The organism is Acetobacter sp. (assembly GCF_052102375.1).
Taxonomy (GTDB): Bacteria; Pseudomonadota; Alphaproteobacteria; order Acetobacterales; family Acetobacteraceae; genus Acetobacter.
Window position 1 is genome coordinate 35,215 of sequence record NZ_JBQDXI010000018.1, and the last position, 19,947, is coordinate 55,161.

Here is a 19,947-nt window from a genome sequence, read left to right on the forward strand (position 1 = left end):
GTTCAGTCGTGGGGAAAGAAAAGCCATAAGGCTTAACTGATTGTATGATAAAGAGAATGACGATAGTGTTTAGGGATGCCGTGCGGTATTTGGCAGATTAATGCAATGTTTGTTGGTTTTTAATATTACTTTAAAAGTTGATGTGAATGTTCGATATGACATATTATAATAGTCATATTCGATTTACAGTAAAAAACCATTGTTTTTATTAAGTCTAAGGTGTTTTTCAGCCTGATTTTTTAGCGTGTAATGCTTTACAGCGTTTGCGGCACATGCGACTGTGCAGTTTAATGGTTATCGCTCCAGCTAGCTCTGGTTAAATAGAATTTTTGGAACGCACGGACAATTTTATGGCAGCTCTCAAAGAGAACAACGCGGTGTTACCAGCAATGTGGAAAGATCAACGGGTTCTGGTATGTAGTGGCGGCCGGTATGAATCTCAGGCGAATGCCCAGATTCGGGAGTCCATCATGGATGGGTGGGCCGAGTGCTTTGGCGATGATAACGTAACCGCTGTTCATATTAGTGGTGCAGCGGCCTCTATTGCACAACTTAAGCCAACCATTGTTTTTGCCATTGGTTCCTATCTGCCGGAGAGCACCTATTTTGGTGAAGTCTGCCGTGAAGCAAAAAAAATTGGCGCTACCACGGTTTTCTGGGCAACGGAAGATCCCTATGAGCAGGACGCGAACTACCGTATTGCCGGTGACTTTGATGTCGTATTTTCCTGTGACCGCTGGGGTCATAATTTCTACTTGCGTGACCGGGTTTTTCACCTGCCACTCGCTGCCAGCCGCAAGCTGCATTACGCCCCACTGACTGGTGAGGCCGAACGTAATATTGACGTGTTGTTCTGTGGGGTTGCCTTTACGAGCCGTAAGGACATTGTTCGCACACTTCTGCCAAGTCTGCGCCGCCTGAATGTTCGGATTATCGGGCCCGGCTGGGGTGAATTCGGGGTTGGTTTCTCTGACGCCCGTATTGAAAAAACTCAACTTGTTGAATTGTATCAGCGTTCCAAGCTGGTGCTGAACCTTGGGCGTTCGCTGCACTTTGAAAACAAGCGCTTCATGGTGTCACCCTCAACGCCAGGGCCCCGTACTTTTGAGGCCGCAGCAGCAGGGGCGTTTCAGGTTTTCCATGAAGACACCTATGAATTGCGGCGGTATTACACGGCCGAAGAAATCCCGACATTTTCCAATAAGCGTGATTTTGACAAGTTGATTGAAACCTATTTGCAGGCTCCTGCAAAACGTGCGGAAGCAACCAAACGTGCGCAGGCGCGCACATTGTCAGATCATACGTATGGCAATCGTATTCAGGACGTGGTGAGGATTCTGCAGGAACAAGGCTTTATGGCTGCTTAACTTGAGGTGCATATTCGGGGTGGGGTTTGCTGGAGTTACGAGCCTCACCTAAGTATTTAAAAGCATTGGGAATGGTTGCGGGTCCACCCTGTGTTAGTCAAGTCAAGAGAACTCGGGTCTCATAAGTTAACTGCGGGCAGCAAGAATGTCTTTGTCTAAGATGAGTAAGAAGATCGACTGGGCAGCTTTTGATCTTGAATGGTACAAAAAACGGTACCAGCGTGTCCTGTCCTTTTTAAATCTGGTGGAAGACGAAGCGGTTCGTGATTTTTATGATCAAAAAGGAGCTGGTCTCAAGCATTCGCCCAATCCTTTTTTTGACGAGGCTTGGTACCTGCTGCGTTACCCGGCGGTACAGGACCAGATTGCAGCGGGTGAATTCAAAACCGGGTTTGATCACTACCAGAAAGTTGGTTTCTGGGCGCATAACCCTCATTGGTTATTTGACGAGGACTATTATCGGCGCACCTTTCTGGACTTCTCGCCAGAGAAGCTGGAGGCAAGCGGTATCCGGAACGGGTATGACCATTACCTGAATCAGGGCAGTCGCTTGCTCTGCCCGTCATCCATGTTTTTTGACCCGTCTTTCTTTTTGCATGAAGTGCCGGATTTTTCGTTTAATACCGAAGAAGGCCCGTACGTTACTCTGCTGCGCTCCATGCCAGACCGTAGTTTATATACCAAGCGTTTGTCTTGGTATTTTGACCCGGAGTGGTATCTGGAAAATTACCCGGAAGTGCAGGCAGATGCTGAGCTTTGGTATGGCCCGCTCCATCATTATCTGGCCAACCCTACGCCTGAAAACTATGATCCAAATGCCTATTTTTCAGAAAAATTTTACATGCAGGCCTATGAAGATGTGGCCGGAGCCGTCAAACATGGTGCTTTCAGAAATTGTTATGAGCATTTCGTAAAATGCGGCCAGTATGAGCTACGCCAACCAGCGTCTGACGTTAAATTGCGAGCTTATGCGGATAATCCTAAAGTAAAAAGCGAAGTTGCGGCTCAAACATATCCAAGCTTTTTTGTGCATTACATGGCGCATGGCGGTATAGTGGAAGAAACAGGCTACACACCCGAGGAAATAGAGTTTATTTCCAAAAATGTTTATCAGAGCATGTGTCGTGTTCGTTTGCCTCTGTTGCTGCGTGCCAATATAAGCTTTGCTTACGACAAGCCGGAGCTGAGCGTTATTATGGTTGCGCATAATAATTTTGCCATGACCATGACAGCGCTTGGGTCTTTGCGTCAGAATTATACAGGCCAGATTCAGGTCATTCTTGTTGACTCAGGCTCGTCTGATGAAATCCGGCATATTGAAAACCATGTGCAGGGACTGGATGTTATCCGGACGTTGGGTAATGTGGGTTTTCTGACAGGCTGTAACGAGGCGCTAGAATTTGTAAAAGCTGACTATACGCTTTACCTGAATAATGATCTTGAGCTGATGCCTCATGCCATTGAGGCTGCCCTTGCCCGGTTTGCAAAAGAACCTCAGACAGCGGCTGTCGGCGCAAAGCTTGTTCGTACCAATGGCCTGCTACAGGAAGCCGGGTGCACAGTCTGGCATGATGGCTCTGTGAGCGGTTATCTGCGTGACCAATTGCCAGATGTGCCAGAAGCCAATTACGTCCGGTCTGTTGATTTCTGCTCGGGTGCTTTCCTGCTTGTGCAAACCAAAGTGCTGAAAGACCTGTCTGGTTTCGACTCTGATTACGCCCCCGCATATTTTGAAGAAACTGACCTATGCGTCCGGATTAACCAGTTAGGGTTGGACGTGGTGTATGACCCTGCCGTGGTCGTGCTGCATTATGAATATGGCACATCAGGTACGCTGGAAAGCAACCAGATGATGCTAATGAACCAGCAGAAATTTATTGAGAAGAACCGCGCTTATCTGGAAAACCGCCCGGTGCGGCAGGCTAACCAGATAGTCCATGCCCGGTCTGCGTATCCCGCTATCAAGCGCGTGCTGGTAATTGAAGATTTTTTGCCGTTCCGTCATTTGGGTTCAGGCTTTACCCGCTCCAATGACATCATCACCGCAATGGTCAACTGCCTTGGGTGCCATGTAACCGTTTACCCGGTTTTCCGTCCTATGGGGGTTATTGAAGACACCTATACCGGCTTCCCGGACCGTGCGGAGGTGATGTGGAATAAGGGGCTGGAAGATCTGGCCGCCTTCCTGAAGTCGCGTGCTGGCTACTATGATGTGATCTGGATGGCCCGGACCCATAATGCTGAGCGTCTGGCCCCTATTCTGTCTGAGTGCGTCGGGGCATTGGCCGGATGTTCAGTGGTGTTGGACACGGAAGCTGTGGCCGCCGGGCGTGAATTGCAAAAATGGGCACTGAGTGGTGAGCAACCGCAGCACACATTAGAGGAATTGCTCCAGAAAGAGTTTCGCGCAGCAGGTGTGGCACGCAAATTTGTTGCTGTGAACGAGCGAGACGCCGCCACACTGCGCCGTCTTGGAATGGAAGATGTCACTGTCTTGGGGCACCTTCAGCAGCCGCATACCGCAACTCCAGATTACGCATCCCGCAAAGACCTGCTGTTTGTTGGGGCCGTGCACGATAGGGATTCACCAAACCTTGACTCTCTGATCTGGTTTACCAATGAAGTCTTGCCGTTGCTGGACGGTAAGTTGCCAGACACAGTCAAATTCAGGATCTGTGGATTTGTAAATCCTGAGATTGATTTGAAAAAACTTCTGCCGCATCCACGCGTCGATGTTGTCGGTCGGGTCGGCAGTGTGACGCCGTACTATAATACTCACAGGGTTTTTGTGGCCCCAACCCGCTTTGCTGGCGGTATCCCTTACAAGCTGCATGAGGCAGCGGCACATGGGGTACCGATTGTAGCCTCCAGCATTTTGTGTGAGCAGGTGGGATGGCAGAGCGGTCAGGATATTCTGGCAGCAGAAACCGGGCATGCGGTCGCCTTTGCGGATGCTATCCTTAACCTCTATCAGGATCAGGATTTGTGGGAGAGGGTACAACAAAACGAGTTGCGCCGTATTGCTCAGGAAAATCAGCCCGAGGCGTATATTAAGACAATACAAAGCATTCTGGCAGCACCTAAGGGGTCAGCATGGCATCCCTGTTAAGTATCGTCATGCATCGTGATCAGTACTGACGTAATGTCATGCCAGTTGTTTTGTGACTGGCACATTATGATTCATTCCGTGCCCGAACATGGCGCACAATAGGGTTTAGAAGGCAGCAGAAAATCAAATGGCCATAATTTACAACACAAATTATACGCATAACCCCAACTCTTACCTTACATTGGCAGTAGAGCGTGCTGCGCGCGCTATTTTGGGGGATGATCAGGTTGTTGTGGCCGATAACCATGATCTGGGTGAACTAGCCGCCAAAGGCGAGCATCAAACCCTGATCTGTATTGATGCGCAGCGTATCAATGTGCCGCTGCTACAGCGTATGCGTCCTGCTTTTAAAACCATGATTCTGTGGACGTTTGAAGACCCTTTCATGAAGGACTTCAACGCTGCAAATGCTGGCCTTTTTGATTACGTTTTCACAAACGATCCTTCTTGTGCAGATGCTTACGGGCATAAAGGCCATTATCTGCCTCTGGCGGCATCTCCTTCCCTGCATGATCGTAAAATCAAAACTCTGGAAGAGTTGGATTACGACATTTTCTTCGCGGGAACGATGTGGCCTAACCGCGTGGAGACGCTCCGCCACGTTATTGCGGCTTTCCCGCAAGCACGCCTGAAGCTTATTTGCCCGGGCAACGAATATCTGCCGCCTCTGCCGTCAGATTTGGCGGAACTGGCTATTCAACGCCCCGTCAGCCATGAAGCCTTTGTGGATTTTGCCAACGCCAGTGCTGTCACGCTCACAATGTTCCGTGATTACGCCAGCCATGGTGATACCAGTCAGGCCACAGCGCCTGGCCCGCGTTTCTATGAGCTGGGTCTTGCTGGCACAGCACAGGTTATTGAAGCGCCCGAAGCTATGGACAGCAAATACTTTGATGATGTCAAAGGTGTTGCGCTTGCGCGGCATGTAGGGGGTGTTATTGCGGCCATTGATGGCTTTCTGAATAATCCGTCATTGCGTCGTCGTGCAGCACAGGCTGCTAAAAAATCCGTGCAGGAAAAACATCTGTACGAACACCGCATGCGCAGGATGATGGACATTACAGGCGCTGACTTTGGTCGTCGTGCTGCGCCTGCACCGGTTGATGCCAAACGCCGCCTGCGTGTGTTGATGTGCACACACTCTACAAAATATGAAGCTGCTTGGGGCGGTGTTGAAGTTTATCAGGAAACGCTGTGCAACCTGCTTGGCCGTGAGGTCGATTTCTATTACTGGTTGCGTCGCGGTAACCATTGCCGCCTGTTGACCGCCGATGGCGAAGAGGTCGAACGCTTTGATGTGCCAGAAGTCGGCTGGACAGATGCCATGTGCGATGGGCCTGAAGAAATGGCCTTTTCAAACGTCATCAGCCACTACAACATGGATGTGGTGCATTTCCAGCATCTCGGCCATCACGCGCTTTCTCTGCCTATTATTGCCAAAGCTTGCGGGGCAGGGGTTGTTTTTTCAGCGCATGATTTCTGGCTGATTTCTTCACGGTATAACCTGCTGGATCAGAGCTTCCGTTATGACGAAGATCTGGTGAAGTCAGTTGTTGCTTATGACATCATCCTGAGAAACGCTGAAAATGTGGAGTATGGTGGAGAGCAGACGCGTCGCGCATTTGTGGCTCTCATGCTCCACTCTGTTGATGCGCTTCTGTTCGGCACCGAACATTCTTACAATCTGATCAGCGAGATCTATCCGATTGTAAAAGAGAAGAAATGCGCCATCATGGGTATTCCTTCTCCGGAGAGCACCCTGCCAGTTGCACGGAAAGACTATGCTCCGCTGGATGGTCGTAAGCTTGGGGTTGCCATTGTTGGCAACTTCCTGCGTACCAAGGGGGCAGACACCATTCTCAACCTGATTGAGATTGCTCATCCGGATCACTTCCAGTTCCATATTTTCGGGGCTGTGCATCCAGAGTACAAGCAGGTTCTGGCGGATCTTAACCGTCCGAATGTGACCGTGCATGGCCAGTATTCCATGGGCGACATAGATGCCCTGAAAGTGGCAGACGTTGCGCTCAACTTGAGCATCTGGCCGGAAACATATTGTATTTCTCTGTCTGAAGCATGGCAGAATGGTCTTCTGCCCATTGTGACAGATGTGGGTGCTTTGCATGACCGTGTTGAAGATGGCGTCAACGGCTTTAAAGTGCCCATCAATAGCCCTTCTGTTGTGCTGGCGCGTCTGGAGCTTCTGCTTGCCTCAGAGCCTCTCCGCCGCAAGATGATGAGCAATATCACCCCAGAACTCTGGACGGATGGTCAGGCTTACGGCCAGCAGCTTTTTGAAATTTACAAAGAAGCAGCGCCTTACACGCGCCTTGGTTTCTCTGAAATGCAGATTGACGCTGGCCAGGTACATTTGCTGCCGCATGCTTCATGGCGTCATCAGGCCCCACCACGCCACATCTTTGACCCGCCAACCGTGCGTGACGTGGCGGTGGAACTGCCTGAGCCAGTTTCCGACTGGTTTGCCATTCAGGATGCCGAATATTATATCGACGACATCTGCCATCACGTGTTCGCTGAAAGCGAGTTGTCAGACTTTAATGAGGCATACGAATTCCATATTCGTGGCTGGCACATGGTTCCGCGCGTCAGTGCGTCTGGTAACCTTTATACCGTCCTGATTGGCGGTAATGACCAACCGGTTATTTTCCTGCCCTGCATTCGTGAGTCCCGCCCGGACGTGCTGAGCATTTACCCGGATGCACCCCGCCGTTCCGGGTTTGCCGGACAAGTTGCGCTGCGTGGTAAATGGTGTGAAGGCACGTTCCGCGTTGGTCTTATCAATGTTATCAATGGTCGTGGCAGTTTTGCCCTGACGCCGTTCCAGATTAAGGTAGATGGCGGCAAGATTGTTGAAATTCTGCAAAGTAAGGTTTCGAACCTGCGTGTCATGTCTGACTTCCGCCGCATTGCACATCAAGATGGTCAGCTGCGCGGTGTGAAGCTGATGCAGGCAGGTAAACGCGCACTGGAAGTCTACCAGGGTGGGGACCTTGAGTATTATATTGATGAATGCACGGGTCTGATTGGGAACCCGCCGCGTGAAGTTAATAAAACTAGCCTGTATCTGAGGGGCTGGGCCTTCTTGCATAATCTACGTGCCGCAGGTCAGCTTTTTGTGGCCTGCGTTGCTGAAGCAGAAGACGAGATTTTCTTCTTCGGCACTGAGCGTGCTGTGCGGAGTGACGTAAGCGGTGTCTTCTCCGATGCTCCTCTGTGTGTCGGGTTTGAGGCCGATATTACGTTTAAGTCAGGCTTTCCAAGAGCACTTAAGGGCGATTATCGCATCTGCCTTGTTAATACGGTGAATGACCATATTGGCATCCGACCTCTCGATGTTGTTGTGACGCTGGAGAACAGCACGGTTAAAACCATTGAAAACCGTGAGGTCTCTCCGAAAGTGGCAGAGCACATCACAGCAATGTTGAAGGACAGCTTAAAGAAAGCAATCACAGCTTAAAGGCAAAAATTACTGTGGTGTAACAACGGCCTGCTGGATTTATTCAGTGGGCCGTTTTCATATAAAAATATGCTTTCATATAGTTTCAGTGTTTTTTGAATGATGTGGAAATATTATCATTCAGAAACGCTAAAAATTACGAGAATAGCAGGAAGCCAGAACACAAAGCAGGCTTAATGGTTTGCGGCTGCCTGCCTGCCGCTATGGCCAGCTATGTGCTGATAAAGCTGTTTTATTAAAGCATATTTGGAAAATGGCTTCACTTTACGCAAGTGAAGCTATTTTTGTTTCAATCTTAGGATCAGAGAAGGTCTCTACCCTGTAGAAACCTGACTGAGTAAGAGTCTCTTAGCTATGTTGTCAGCGGAAAATGACAGGCAACGGACCGCATGGCTGTCAGCGGGCGTAAGCTGGGTTCTTCTTGGCGGCAGCGTTGTTGCACAGCCGGGCAGCGCGTATGGAAACGGCACCCTGCAGGGCGTGAAACAGGGCTGGGAATATCCCCTCCAAGCGGTGGTGGGCGTACAGTACCAACCTGCGGGCGTGGGACCGCCTGCATAAGCGCAAAGGTATAAGGGTGTGCCGGTTGGTGTAGCACGGTATCTGTTTCGCCCAGTTCCACAATTGCGCCAAGATACATGACCGCAACACGTGTAGAGATCTGACGGACAACTGCCAGATCATGAGCGACAAAAACATAGGTCAGGCCCAGTTGCGCCTGAAGGTCGGAAAACAGATTAACGATCTGAGCCTGTACGGAAACATCCAGTGCAGAAACGGGCTCATCAGCAACAATTAACTGTGGAGAAAGGGCTAGAGCACGCGCAATGTTGATCCGCTGCCTCTGCCCACCGGAGAATTCATGCGCGTAGCGGTCCAGAGCCGTTGCGGGCAGGCTGACAAGTTCCATCAGCTCCAGCAGGCGGGCGCGTATGGTGGGTGCCGTCCGTGTGCTGCCATCTGGTGCGGGATGTACACGCAGTGGGTCAACTAAAAGGTCGCCAATACGGCGGCGCGGGTTGAGCGAGGCGTATGAGTCTTGAAACACCATTTGCATACGCGGGCGGAAGGGGCGGAGTGCGCGGTCGGAAAGGTGCGTAATGTCCTGACCATCAAACTTAATCTGGCCGGAAGAAACATCCAGCAGGCGTAGGAGGCAGCGGCCCAGAGTGGATTTGCCGCACCCTGACTCTCCAACCAGACCGAGCACTTCTCCACGATGGACTGTCAGGGAAATACCATCAACCGCCTTCAGTTTTTGCCCACGCGGCAAGGCATAGGTTTTGTGGAGGTTCGTGACCTCCAGTAACGGATGAGTATGAGGCATTGGCAAAGTGCTCATGACAGGGGGCGTGCTTCCGGTAGGTGCAGCGGGAACGCATAGCTTTCTGCGGGCAACAGGCAGGCGGCCTGATGATGCAAGCCTGTGTTGATGAGGGGAGGCGGTGGATTTGCCCGGCAAGCCGCATGCACAAACGCGCAACGTGGCCCAAAGGCACAGCCCGGAGGGCGGTCCTGTGGTGCGGGTGGTGTCCCCGCAATGGCTGGTAGTCGGGCAGGGCGCACGCCATCCAAAGGCGGGATGGAGGCAAGTAAGGCGGCGGTATAAGGGTGGCTTGGCTGTGCAAAAAGGGCCTCAGTCCGCCCTGTTTCTGCAATTCGTCCAGAATAGAGAACCAACGTGGCATCACAGGTTTCGGCCACAACGCCCATATCATGCGTAATGAACAAGACGGATGAACCATAGCGGGAACGTAGGCCCCGTATCAGATCAAGAATTTGCGCCTGTACTGTGACATCCAACGCTGTTGTGGGCTCGTCCGCAATCAAGAGGGAGGGGTTACAGGAGAGGGCCATGGCAATCATGGCGCGTTGGCGGAGGCCACCGGAAAGCTGGTGTGGGTAACGGTCTGCCATACGGGCAGGATCTGGCACACCCATCTCGGACAGAAGCTCTACGGTGCGGGCGCGTGCCTGTTTGCGGGACAGGCGCTCGTGGGCGCGTATCTGCTCATCAATCTGCCAGCCTACTGTATAAACGGGTGTAAAGGCCGTCATGGGGTCTTGGAAAATCATGGCAATTTCCCGCCCGCGCAGGCGGCGCATCTGGCGGTTTGGCAGACCTACCAGTTCCTGCCCTTTAAAACGGGCTGAGCCAGTTATGCTAACGCCGGGGCTGTCAATCAGCCCCATGAGAGCCATTGCGGTTACGGATTTGCCAGAGCCTGACTCACCAACCAGCCCAACAATATCCTGCGCGCCAATGGTAAAGGACACGTTTTCGACTAATGGCAACCGTGTGCCGCGGGACTGCACGCTAACGCTGAAGTTACGGACTTCGAGCAGCGGCGTTGGGTCAAGTGCCGGGGCAGGGGGGTTAACGGGCATCACGCACTCGGGGGTCAAGAAAGAGATAGAGAATATCCACTACTGCGTTGGCCAATACGACAAATACGGCAGAATACATGACAGTGGCCATAATGAGCGGCAGATCAAGATTGGTCAGAGCCTGATAGGTGAGCCGCCCAACACCCGGCAGGCCAAATACAACCTCTGTCAACAGGGCTCCACCGCCAACAAGCTGAGCGAAGTCTAACCCGAAGAGGGAGACAAAGGTAACCATGGAGGTGCGCAGCCCGTGGCGCAGCAGCACGCGGGTGGGTGAAAGGCCTTTTGCGCGGGCTGTGCGCATGAAGTCTTCCCCCGCAAGAGCAACAAGGTCAGCCCGGAGCACCCGGCTGTAGATGCCAATAAACATGACAGCCAGCACACACCATGGAATGATGAGCGCTTTGAACCATCCCCATGGGTTTTCTGTCAGGGGCACATATCCTAGCCCCGGCACCCAGGAGAAAAGCCATGTGTCGTGGTAGCGGCTTTGCGTTATCAGGTTGGTAACCTGCCCCAGCCAGAACACAGGTATGGAAATGCCGACAAGCCCTATCATCATCAGGCTTCGGTCTATCCATGTGCCTTTCAGGGCGGCGGCTATGGTGCCCATGGTAATGGACAAGGCAATCCAGATAAGTGCCGCACCGCCAACTAGAGAGACTGTAACCGGTGCCGCACGGATAATTTCAGGTACGACAAGTTCACCACGGTCAACGTAGGAGGCGAGGTCCTGCGTGATGAACAGCTTTTTCATCATGGTGGCGTATTGCACCGGTAAGGGGCGGTCAAAACCGTATTCCTTACGCACTTTTTCCATGGTTTGGGGGGAGGCGTTGCGTCCGGCAATACGGGCTGTGGGGTCTGCACCCGGTGTGGCAAAAAACACCAGAAACACGAGTGCTGAGATACCAAACAGCACAAATGCCGTTTGCCCAAGCCGACGGAGAAGGGGCATGATCATAAAAACTCCCCTTTCTTAAGGAGACCGGCGGGCGGCGTCCCGCACATCCAGCGCGTCCCGCAGGCCATCGCCTAGAATGTTAAGGGCCAGAACCACAATAACAATGGCCAGACCGGGTGCGATGGCAACCATGGGGCGAGTATAGATCAAGCCTTCACCGTCCTGAATGATGGTGCCCCACGATGCCGCGGGGGCCTGCACGCCTATGGACAAAAAGGACAAAGCGCTTTCCGCCAGCAGGGCAAGGGCCATCAGCAAAGGGCCCATCACAACCAGCGTTGTCATGACATTGGGCAGAATATCATAGAGCACAATACGCCATTGCGGCACACCCAGACAGCGTGAGGCCGTAACAAACTCTGCCTGCCGCAAGGCCAGCACACGCCCCCGGATAGGCCGTGCAGCATAGGGCACATAAACCAGCGCAATAATGACAATGGGAATAAGCAGATTATCCGCTTCAATCACGAAGGGGCCGATATGCAGTCCCTGACTGACCGTAACGATGGAGAGCGAAATTGCAAACAGATAGACAGGCACAGCCCACATAATGTCCATCATGCGGGACAGGATACTATCAACAAGACCGCCAAAAAAACCTGCGGCTATGCCTGCTATGGCCGCCAGAACAAGGCAGATGACAGCCGCACTGGCTGAAATGAGCAGTGAGTTCCGCCCCCCGTATAAAAGGCGGGCAGCAACATCTCGCCCCTGACTGTCAGCCCCCAGCAGATAAGCCGCGTGACCTGTCGGCCCGATAGGGCTGAGACCCAGATGCAGCGGGTTATCGTTAGGCTGCATGATGTCAACGGCTTGCCCGTTGACCAGAATGCTTCCCGCTACGTTGGAAGTGAAGGGGTCAACCTTGGCAATGTGGTGTGCGTAAACCGGGGCAAGCAGGCTGGCCAGCACCATGAAGGCCAATACAGCCAGAGCGACAAGGGCTGACGGGTTGCGCAAAATGGCACGCCATGCCTGCTGCCACGGTCCTGCGGAAAGGGGCTTAGCGGTCATTGGATCTGGAGTTGAGAGAGGAGAATTTCATCATTGAGTGTTACGATGACGTTACGCACACGTTTTGACAACAGGGTAACGCGTCGTATTTGTACCAAAGGAACTGATGGAGCCTGTGCCATAAGGGCTCTGTCCACTCCCGCCCAGAGCTGTAGGCTGGCTGCTGGGTCCGTTATGGCACGTGTTGTCGCCTGATGCATGAGTTGCTCAATACCCTGCTGGCAGAAGGCTGACACGTTGAGCGAGTTATCGGAGTGCGGATGGATGCTATCGCACGAATAAAGGGTATGCAGAAAAGAATCGGCGGAAGGATAGTCTGCCTGCCAGCCGGTCAGGGCCAGTTGCACGTGGTTGTCACTGTTCTGAATATAGGGGAACTGCACGGCCTGGGTCATGCTGCGGACTGTGGCGTCATACCCCAGTTGTGCAAGCGTGCTGCGTAGTTCCAGCGCCATGGCGCCGTACCGTCCATCCAGCGGGGCAACGAGTGTTATTTTCTGCCCCGCAGTGCCGCTCTCCTGCACAAGCTGGCGAGCTTTGGCGAGGTCAGGGGCACGCCACTGGTCTGCCGGGTGCTCCGCAGAAGCACCTTTGGTGTAAGCGCAGGAGGGTTCGTACCCCGGAGAGCCTTTGGGCAGAAGCTGGCAGAGTGGAAGAGCTATGGCCGGTCCGCCGTGGTAAATGACCATGGCATGACGGTTTACGGCATAGTTGAGGGCTTGTCGTACTTTCAGGGAGTTGAAAGGCGGCAACGTGGTGTTGAGTGCCGCATAATAATAGAGCAGTTGCGTGTAAATTTGTACCTGCTGCGGATAGCGGGAGCCAACCTCGCCCAAACGGTCGAGCGGTACGTCTTCATACATCCAGTCAAACTGACCGTTTTCTACAGCCGTCACTTCTGCTTCCTGATCCAGCCCGAACGTCATGTGGAGTGTATCAGGGTAGCCCGCAGGTTGGGTGGTGTGTGACCATTCTTGAAAATAGGGATTGCGTTCAAGCAGAATGTAGCGTGTGGGGTCGTAGCCGGTGATACGGTAGGGGCCTGTGCCGGGAGGCGCTGTATTACCCATATCATGAGCAGGCGTATTGGCGGGTAGAATGGTGGAATGAACCCATGCCAGATGAGCAAGAAATTCCGGGTCTGGTGTGCTGAGATGAAAAACTATGCTGTGGGTTGCGGCATTTGTTTCAATACCACCTTCGAGCGTACAGGTTTCCGGCTTTTTGAGGCAGGCCTCTGCGCCAACAATATGACTGTAATACGGGCCAGCCGTGGGGCTTCCTACTTTGAATAAACGCCTGAACGATGCAGCAACATCATCAACGCCCAGCACGTGCCCGTTGGAAAAATGAATGCCCTGACGGAGTGTGAAGCGGTATGTCAGGGCACCGTCTTCCGGAAGGGGAATGGCTTCGACCAGATTGGCCACGACTGGTACAGCACCCGCTCCTGAAAATTTGGGGTAGGAAAGGAGTGTGTCATACACAGGTAATTCGAGTTGCTTGGTCAGGGCCATATAGGCCACTTGAGGGTCCAGCGTACCGCCCGAACTTTGTCCGGTCAGGCGTAATGCACCTCCTGCATGTGCGGAGGCCGGGGTGCTGACGGATGTTTGAGCCTGTGCAGGTGCGCTGCCAAGCACAAGGCAAAATGCTGCCAGAGACGGCAGAGAACATGCACAGGAAATCTTATTTAAAAAAAAGACCATTAAACGCCTAAAACTTTTTTGCCAGCCATGGCTAGAGCGGTGTCTGCCTGCGGTGTGTGAATGCGAGCGCAGAGAACATTGCGCAAATGCCGCTCAAGCGGGTTGGCGCGGCTGAGGGCCGGATTGCCAATGGCAGCAACAGCTTTCTGCACGCTGCTAATAGCGTTTTCAGTGACCAGATGTTTGACAAGATTGGCATCGGTAGGAGTAGCTTGCCCAGCCTCATAGCTTTGCAGCCAGTTTGCTATCAGCGCGCGATTGCTCATAAGGAGCCCTTCAATTTCTCCCATCAGTATATGGAAGCGGGGAAGTGTTGCCAGAGACGCCCCAAGGTTTGCTGGTTTGCGCTCATGCAGGAAATCGACCAGCCAGTTTTTCGCACTCAGCGCAACACCATTATAGAGGCTGGCAATGCAGAGTGCGTGCCACATGATGGTGTCCGTGCCCTGCTTTTTCCAGTCAGATGGTGAACGGATATCGACAATATAGTTTTCTGCAATAACAACATTTTCGAAATGGACTGTATGGCTGGCGGTGGCCCGCATACCCATTTGGTCCCATGTTGGCTCCAGGCGTATGCCGGGTGCATCCAGCGGTACAAGGACATGCCCTACGCGTGGTTCGGCTTCATCCGTTGCGGCCCAGACAAGCCCCCAACGGAGCGCAGTGGAGCCCGTAGAGTAAATTTTACACCCATTTAAAACCCACTGCCCATTTTTCTGAGTAAGCTTGGTGGCAGGTATACCGCCACGGGAGGGGGTGCCGAGCTCAGGTTCAACCCGGAGAGCATTAAGCAATGCACCGTCCCGAACCGCCGCAGTAGAGACCATCTCACGGGTGGCTTCAGGCCATTGTCTGGAAGTTGCAATGTCATGATGATGCAGGCACTGCATAGCGAGAATAAGAGCGGTGGAGGGATCGCCTTGTGCCACGTGTTCGAGAAGTGGCAGTATATCGCGCAGATTTTTCCCACCGCCACCATAGGTAGGAGAAACAGTCAGGGACAGCAGCCCGGCGGCTTTCAGGTCCTCCAGGTTTTCCAGAGCAATCTCCCCGGACACGTCATGGGCCGCTGCGCGTGCTGCAAAACGTGTTACCAGAAGTGTAAGGTCTTCAGGAGAAAGCATTAGGCACCCTCCTGCGCTGCCGGTGGAAGTGCGGGAACCGGTGCGGCTTCCAGGTTGTCGAGGGCATTTTGTAGTTTGGCAGAAGTAAGGGTTTCTGTGTGCAGGTTAAAGACGCAATATCGGGCACGGCGTTTTTCAGCAATCAGGTAAAAACAGTTTCGTAAATGGGGCTGGCCGTCCAACTGTCTGTTGAGTTCTATCAGTTTAACGCCCGGTTGTACAAAAACCAGATTGGCCAGCCCCGCGCCATGGGGCGCGATAATGGCCTCGGCCTGACTGAAAAGGGCAGTCTGGATTTCAAAATCAAGATCTTCCAGAAAAACTTTTTCAAAACCGTTTGCTTTCAAAACCGGGTCTATCTGTGCCTGTTCTTCTGGTGTAATGCGCCTGTCATGCCCGCCTTCACGCGAAATATAAATACGTTTTGGAAGGTCCCGTTGTGGCGCAGCCTTCATGCCATCAAATAGGGCATAAGGTTCGTTAAGGTTCAGGTACAGTTCTGGCATTGTCGGAGAATGCCAGAAGAAATGGAGTGTGCGTGCCCGGTGCAAGCCTTCGCCCAAATAAGTTACCCGGTCAGAGAGGCCTGACAGTGTAAGAGATTTTTCAAAAATATCAGGGGAATAAGCAGGGTTCCGCCGGGCAAACGTCAAGCCTTGCTCAGGCATGGCAAGTGTAACGGAGGAGGGCAGGAGCGTATTGGCTAGTTGTGTTTTGGAAATACCATATAAAAGCCAGTGGTAGTAATTCCGGAAGGCATTATCAAACCCGATAAAAACTTCATCCAGTTCTTCATGCACAGGCATATCGGGCAGTTTGTGCGTATGGCGATAGATATCGTGCTGGCAGAAGCAGGAGGGTTCGCTTACCACCCGGTCATGCTGGTCTATAATCATGCCATCAAGGCCAGGATTTATGACAAAACGTGCATTATGGAGCGTAAACAGCATCAGCCCGGTGTGGGGAAGGCTGACCATATTGTCCTGCCCAGACCTGTGGGCGTTGTAAAGCGTCAGGCCCAGATCAAACTCGTCTAAGGGTTGCCCGCTATAGGCAGGGACAGGTCCGGGGGAGAGGGTCTTGCCCTGCACGCAAACCCGCGTCCAGCCCCCTGCGCGGAGCGCGGGAACAAAACCAGTGACAGCAAAGAGGTCAGACGGAGTTTCCGGCATGAGTTTGCACGTCTCCCTGTATCAAAGTGTTTAGTCGGGCTTGCTCATGAGTGTTTGAAGTTGCTGTTCCATCGCCTCTGCGCTCTGGTTTGCGCTAATCATACCTTTGTACCGCGTGTCAGGGTTCATCACCACAAAGCTGGGTGACATGCGCATGGTATAAGACCATTCAGGATCAGCAACTTTTTCAATTGGTGCATGGTATTCTTTTGCAAGGTCCGCCAAAGCCTGCGGCGCTGCGGTACCGGCCACAATGCGTGGGCCAAGGGTCGCGGCGTATTGGTGCAGGCGTTCAGCATCATCCCGGTCTGGGTCCAGGCTTACAAAAATAATAACAGCCTTGCGTTTGCTGGGGTCCACTTTGTCCAGCGCGTCTGACATTGCACGCAGGGCTGGCTCGCACGCATCCTGCGTGCAGTGGGTTGCACCAAACAGCACCAGCATCCAACGCCCAAGAAAGGTCTGGTCTGTCATGGTGCCGGTTGTGGCATCCATCAGGCGAAAAGCGCCTCCAACCTCATTCCCATAGGTGTTGAGGCTAATGGTGTGATGCAGGGCAAGGGTTGTGCCCACATAGGTTGCAAGACCACCTGCTGCCAAAATGGCTGTGGCGGTCAAGAGAATACGTTTGCCTGTTGGGGTCATGTTCAGTGTGCCTCTGCCCAGTTGTTGCCAATGCCAGTTTCTACTACCAGCGGCACAGAGAGTTCTGCCGCAGATTCCATAACGGTTTTTACAAGCTGTGCTACGGCCTCGGCTTCCGCCTCATCAGCTTCAAACAGAAGTTCGTCATGCACTTGCAGGAGCATGCGGGCAGAGAAGCCAGCTTCTGCCAAGGCATGGGGCAGCCTGACCATGGCGCGTTTGATGATATCCGCAGCCCCGCCCTGCAAGGGAGCGTTAATGGCCTGTCGTTCAGCATATTGCCGCCTTACGGCACTTTTTTCCTGAATGCCGGGTACGTAGCACCGTCGCCCGAAGGGTGTGAGAACGTAACCCTGCGCGCGTGCTTCTTCACGCATACGCTCCATATAGTCTCGAATTTCCGGATAACGTGCAAAATAGGCATCAATGTAGGAGCGTGCTTCTCCGGCAGGGATGCCGAGCTGGCGAGCAAGACCAAAAGCGGAAATGCCATAAATAATACCAAAGTTAATGGCCTTGGCCCGCCGGCGCGTCAGACTGTCCATCCCCTCCAGCGGAACACCGAAAACTTCTGATGCCGTGCGGGCGTGAATGTCCTGTTTGAGTTCAAACGCCTCCCGTAGGGCCGGAATATTGGCAACCGCAGCCAGCAGCCGGAGTTCGATTTGTGAATAGTCAGCAGAGATCAGCTTTTTACCCTTGGGGGCAATAAAGGTCTGCCGGATACGGCTGCCTTCTTCCGTGCGGATGGGGATATTCTGAAGGTTAGGGTCATTGGAAGACAGGCGGCCTGTTGTGGTAATAGCCATCTGGAAAGAGGTGTGTACCCGGTCTTCCATTGTGGTTTGGCGTAATAGGGCGTCTGTGTAAGTGCTTTTCAGCTTTGCAAGCTGCCGCCATGCCAGAACTTTTTCCGGGAGTTCATGCCCTTGGTCAGCAAGGTCTTGCAGCACGGAGGAATCTGTCCCCCAAGCGCCTGCCTTGCCGCGTTTTCCACCCTGTAGCCCCATTTCATCAAACAGAATTTCCCCGAGTTGCCGGGGGGAGGCTACATTGAAGTCCCGGCCTGCGGCAGCATGGATCTCTTTTTCCATAACCGCCATGCGGGTTTCAAAATCTTTTGACAGGCGACCAAGTTCTGCGCGGTCAACGGCAATGCCCGCTTTTTCCATGCCAGCCAGAACAGGTGAAAGCGGGCGCTCTATTTGTTCATAAAGCGCAAGGGCTTTGTTGGTGCGCAGGGTAGGGCGCAGCACATGCCATAGCCGGAGTGTGACGTCTGCATCTTCCGCCGCGTAGTCTGTGGCGCGTTTGACAGGTACCAGTGCAAACGGAATACGATTGCGGCCTGTGCCTGTAACCGTATCATAACTGATGGGGGTATGGCCCAGATGCCGGGTGGAGAGTTCATCCATACCCTGCCCATGCAGCCCGGCGGACTGGGCATAGGACATCAGCATGGTGTCATCCACCGCTGTTATGGTGGTATAATCAAGGCCTGCATGATCAAAGACCAGAAGATCAAACTTGGCGTTTTGAAAAACCTTGAGCGTGGTGTCATCCGTCAGGAGAGGGCAGATAATGTCCAGAGCCGCCTGCACACTCAGTTGTTCACCTGCGGGTTCTTCTAAAGTTCCCTCATGGCGCAGCGGAACATAACAGGCCTTGCCCGGTGCAGTGGCCAGAGAGAGGCCGACCATATTGGCGCTCAGCGGGTCTAGTCCATCGGTTTCTGTGTCCACAGCGCAGACACTGGCTTCCTGTGCAGCACTTACCCATTTTTGCAGGTCATGCGCCGTGCGCACGGTCTCATATACACCGTAGGGTGCTGCAAGTGCCGCTTTGGTCAGGGCGTCCTGATCTGGGGTGGCAGGCGTTGCTTCAGCAGCCGCGCCGGTAATGGAGGCATGGGCTGCGGCCCGGGCAGCACGGTGAGCATGCGCACCGGACGGATGCCCCACGCCCAGACGTGTCAGGACAGACCGGAAGCCCATACTTTCCAGCCAGTCAGCCAGTGTCAGTTTGTCCATCTCGCGCACAGCCAGATCAGCAATGGACACGGGGAGGGGGACATCACACGCCAGTTCAACCAGTTGGCGTGAAATACGGGCGGCATCCGCATGTTCAATCAGCATGTCGCGCCGTTTGGACTTCTTCATGTCCGGTGCGGCGGCCAACACAGCTTCAAGTGTGCCGAATTCGTTAATCAGGGCAGACGCCGTTTTGGGGCCAATGCCTGGGACACCCGGTACGTTATCCGTGGGGTCTCCCATAAGGGCCTGCACTTCCACCACTTTTTCTGGCAGGACGCCAAACTTCTTTTCAACCTCAGGCAGGCTGATAGGTGTTTGCTTTATAGGGTCCAGCATACAGACGCCGGGGCCAATAAGCTGCATCAGGTCCTTGTCGGATGAGACAATGGTGCAGGTGCCGCCTACCTCCCGCACGGCGCGGGCGTAAGAGGCAATCAGGTCATCAGCTTCCCAGCCTGCCAGTTCCACGCTGGCGACATTGAAGGCCCGTGTTGCGTCCCGAATAAGCGAGAACTGAGGGCGCAGGTCTTCTGGCGGTTCAGGTCGGTGTGCCTTGTATTGCGGGTAGATGTCTGAACGGAAGGTGTGGCGTCCGGCATCAAAAATCACGGCCAAATGGGTGCCCACATGCTCACGCAGCATACGGGCCAGCATGTTGGTAAACCCGTACACGGCATTAACCGGCACGCCATCCGGGCTGGTCATGGGGGGCAGGGCGTGGAAGGCGCGGAAAATAAACCCGCTGCCATCAACCAGAACAAGATGGGGTGCGTCAGAATGGGTCATGATTGGGCTACCGGCTGAAGGGCTGCCGGACGCAGCCGTGCAGGGAAGAAAAGCATAGCTTTGGGATATGCGCCCTTGGCCCGTATGTCCAGCATTCAAGCCCGTATAACAGGGTGTATGCCCTGTTTATGCCTGTGCAAAACGGATTGGCAGTT

The 19,947-nt window shown here is 53.3% G+C and carries 12 protein-coding genes; 3 read left to right on the plus strand and 9 right to left on the minus strand.

Going from position 1 to position 19,947, the window contains the following annotated elements:
* The first annotated feature begins 350 nt into the window (after positions 1-350).
* The 3 genes from ACTIDN_RS09125 (at position 351) to ACTIDN_RS09135 (ending at position 7,954) form a co-directional block, all read left to right on the plus strand.
* Positions 351-1,367, plus strand: coding sequence for a CgeB family protein (locus tag ACTIDN_RS09125; protein ID WP_441376799.1), 1,017 nt, complete (start codon positions 351-353; stop codon positions 1,365-1,367).
* Positions 1,368-1,527: 160 nt separating this feature from the next.
* Complete coding sequence (locus ACTIDN_RS09130) at positions 1,528-4,476, plus strand: glycosyltransferase (RefSeq protein ID WP_441376800.1); 2,949 nt, start codon at positions 1,528-1,530, stop codon at positions 4,474-4,476.
* A 127-nt stretch (positions 4,477-4,603) separates the two neighbouring features.
* The gene (locus tag ACTIDN_RS09135) at positions 4,604-7,954 is read left to right on the plus strand and encodes a glycosyltransferase (RefSeq protein WP_441376801.1); all 3,351 of its coding nucleotides are present in this window, start codon (positions 4,604-4,606) and stop codon (positions 7,952-7,954) included.
* A 352-nt stretch (positions 7,955-8,306) separates the two neighbouring features.
* Here the strand turns inward: ACTIDN_RS09135 and ACTIDN_RS09140 are convergent, their stop codons facing one another.
* The 9 genes from ACTIDN_RS09140 to polA are packed head-to-tail and all read right to left on the minus strand — an operon-like array spanning position 8,307 to position 19,792.
* Positions 8,307-9,296, minus strand: a complete 990-nt coding sequence (locus tag ACTIDN_RS09140) for an ABC transporter ATP-binding protein (RefSeq protein WP_441376802.1) — start codon at positions 9,294-9,296, stop codon at positions 8,307-8,309.
* Positions 9,293-10,342, minus strand: a complete 1,050-nt coding sequence (locus ACTIDN_RS09145; RefSeq protein WP_441376803.1) for an ABC transporter ATP-binding protein — start codon at positions 10,340-10,342, stop codon at positions 9,293-9,295. The genes ACTIDN_RS09140 and ACTIDN_RS09145 overlap by 4 nt, the downstream gene beginning before the upstream one ends.
* Positions 10,332-11,306 carry an ABC transporter permease gene (locus tag ACTIDN_RS09150; RefSeq protein ID WP_415507151.1) on the minus strand — a complete coding sequence of 325 codons (975 nt, stop codon included), beginning with the start codon at positions 11,304-11,306 and terminating at the stop codon, positions 10,332-10,334. Before ACTIDN_RS09150 ends, ACTIDN_RS09145 begins: the two co-directional genes overlap by 11 nt.
* A gap of 15 nt (positions 11,307-11,321) precedes the next feature.
* Positions 11,322-12,320: an ABC transporter permease gene (locus ACTIDN_RS09155; RefSeq protein WP_441376804.1), complete on the minus strand. Its 999-nt coding sequence runs from the start codon at positions 12,318-12,320 to the stop codon at positions 11,322-11,324.
* Positions 12,317-14,029 (minus strand): ABC transporter substrate-binding protein, encoded by a 1,713-nt coding sequence (locus ACTIDN_RS09160; protein WP_441376805.1) that lies wholly within the window; start codon positions 14,027-14,029, stop codon positions 12,317-12,319. Before ACTIDN_RS09160 ends, ACTIDN_RS09155 begins: the two co-directional genes overlap by 4 nt.
* Positions 14,029-15,156, minus strand: coding sequence for an acyl-CoA dehydrogenase family protein (locus tag ACTIDN_RS09165; RefSeq protein ID WP_441376806.1), 1,128 nt, complete (start codon positions 15,154-15,156; stop codon positions 14,029-14,031). The genes ACTIDN_RS09160 and ACTIDN_RS09165 overlap by 1 nt, the downstream gene beginning before the upstream one ends.
* Positions 15,156-16,328 carry a glycosyltransferase family 61 protein gene (locus ACTIDN_RS09170; RefSeq protein WP_441376807.1) on the minus strand — a complete coding sequence of 391 codons (1,173 nt, stop codon included), beginning with the start codon at positions 16,326-16,328 and terminating at the stop codon, positions 15,156-15,158. The genes ACTIDN_RS09165 and ACTIDN_RS09170 overlap by 1 nt, the downstream gene beginning before the upstream one ends.
* Positions 16,329-16,358: 30 nt before the next feature.
* Positions 16,359-16,973: an SCO family protein gene (locus tag ACTIDN_RS09175; RefSeq protein WP_441376808.1), complete on the minus strand. Its 615-nt coding sequence runs from the start codon at positions 16,971-16,973 to the stop codon at positions 16,359-16,361.
* 2 nt (positions 16,974-16,975) lie between these two features.
* The gene (gene polA / locus ACTIDN_RS09180; RefSeq protein ID WP_441376809.1) at positions 16,976-19,792 is read right to left on the minus strand and encodes a DNA polymerase I; all 2,817 of its coding nucleotides are present in this window, start codon (positions 19,790-19,792) and stop codon (positions 16,976-16,978) included.
* Positions 19,793-19,947: the final 155 nt, after the last annotated feature.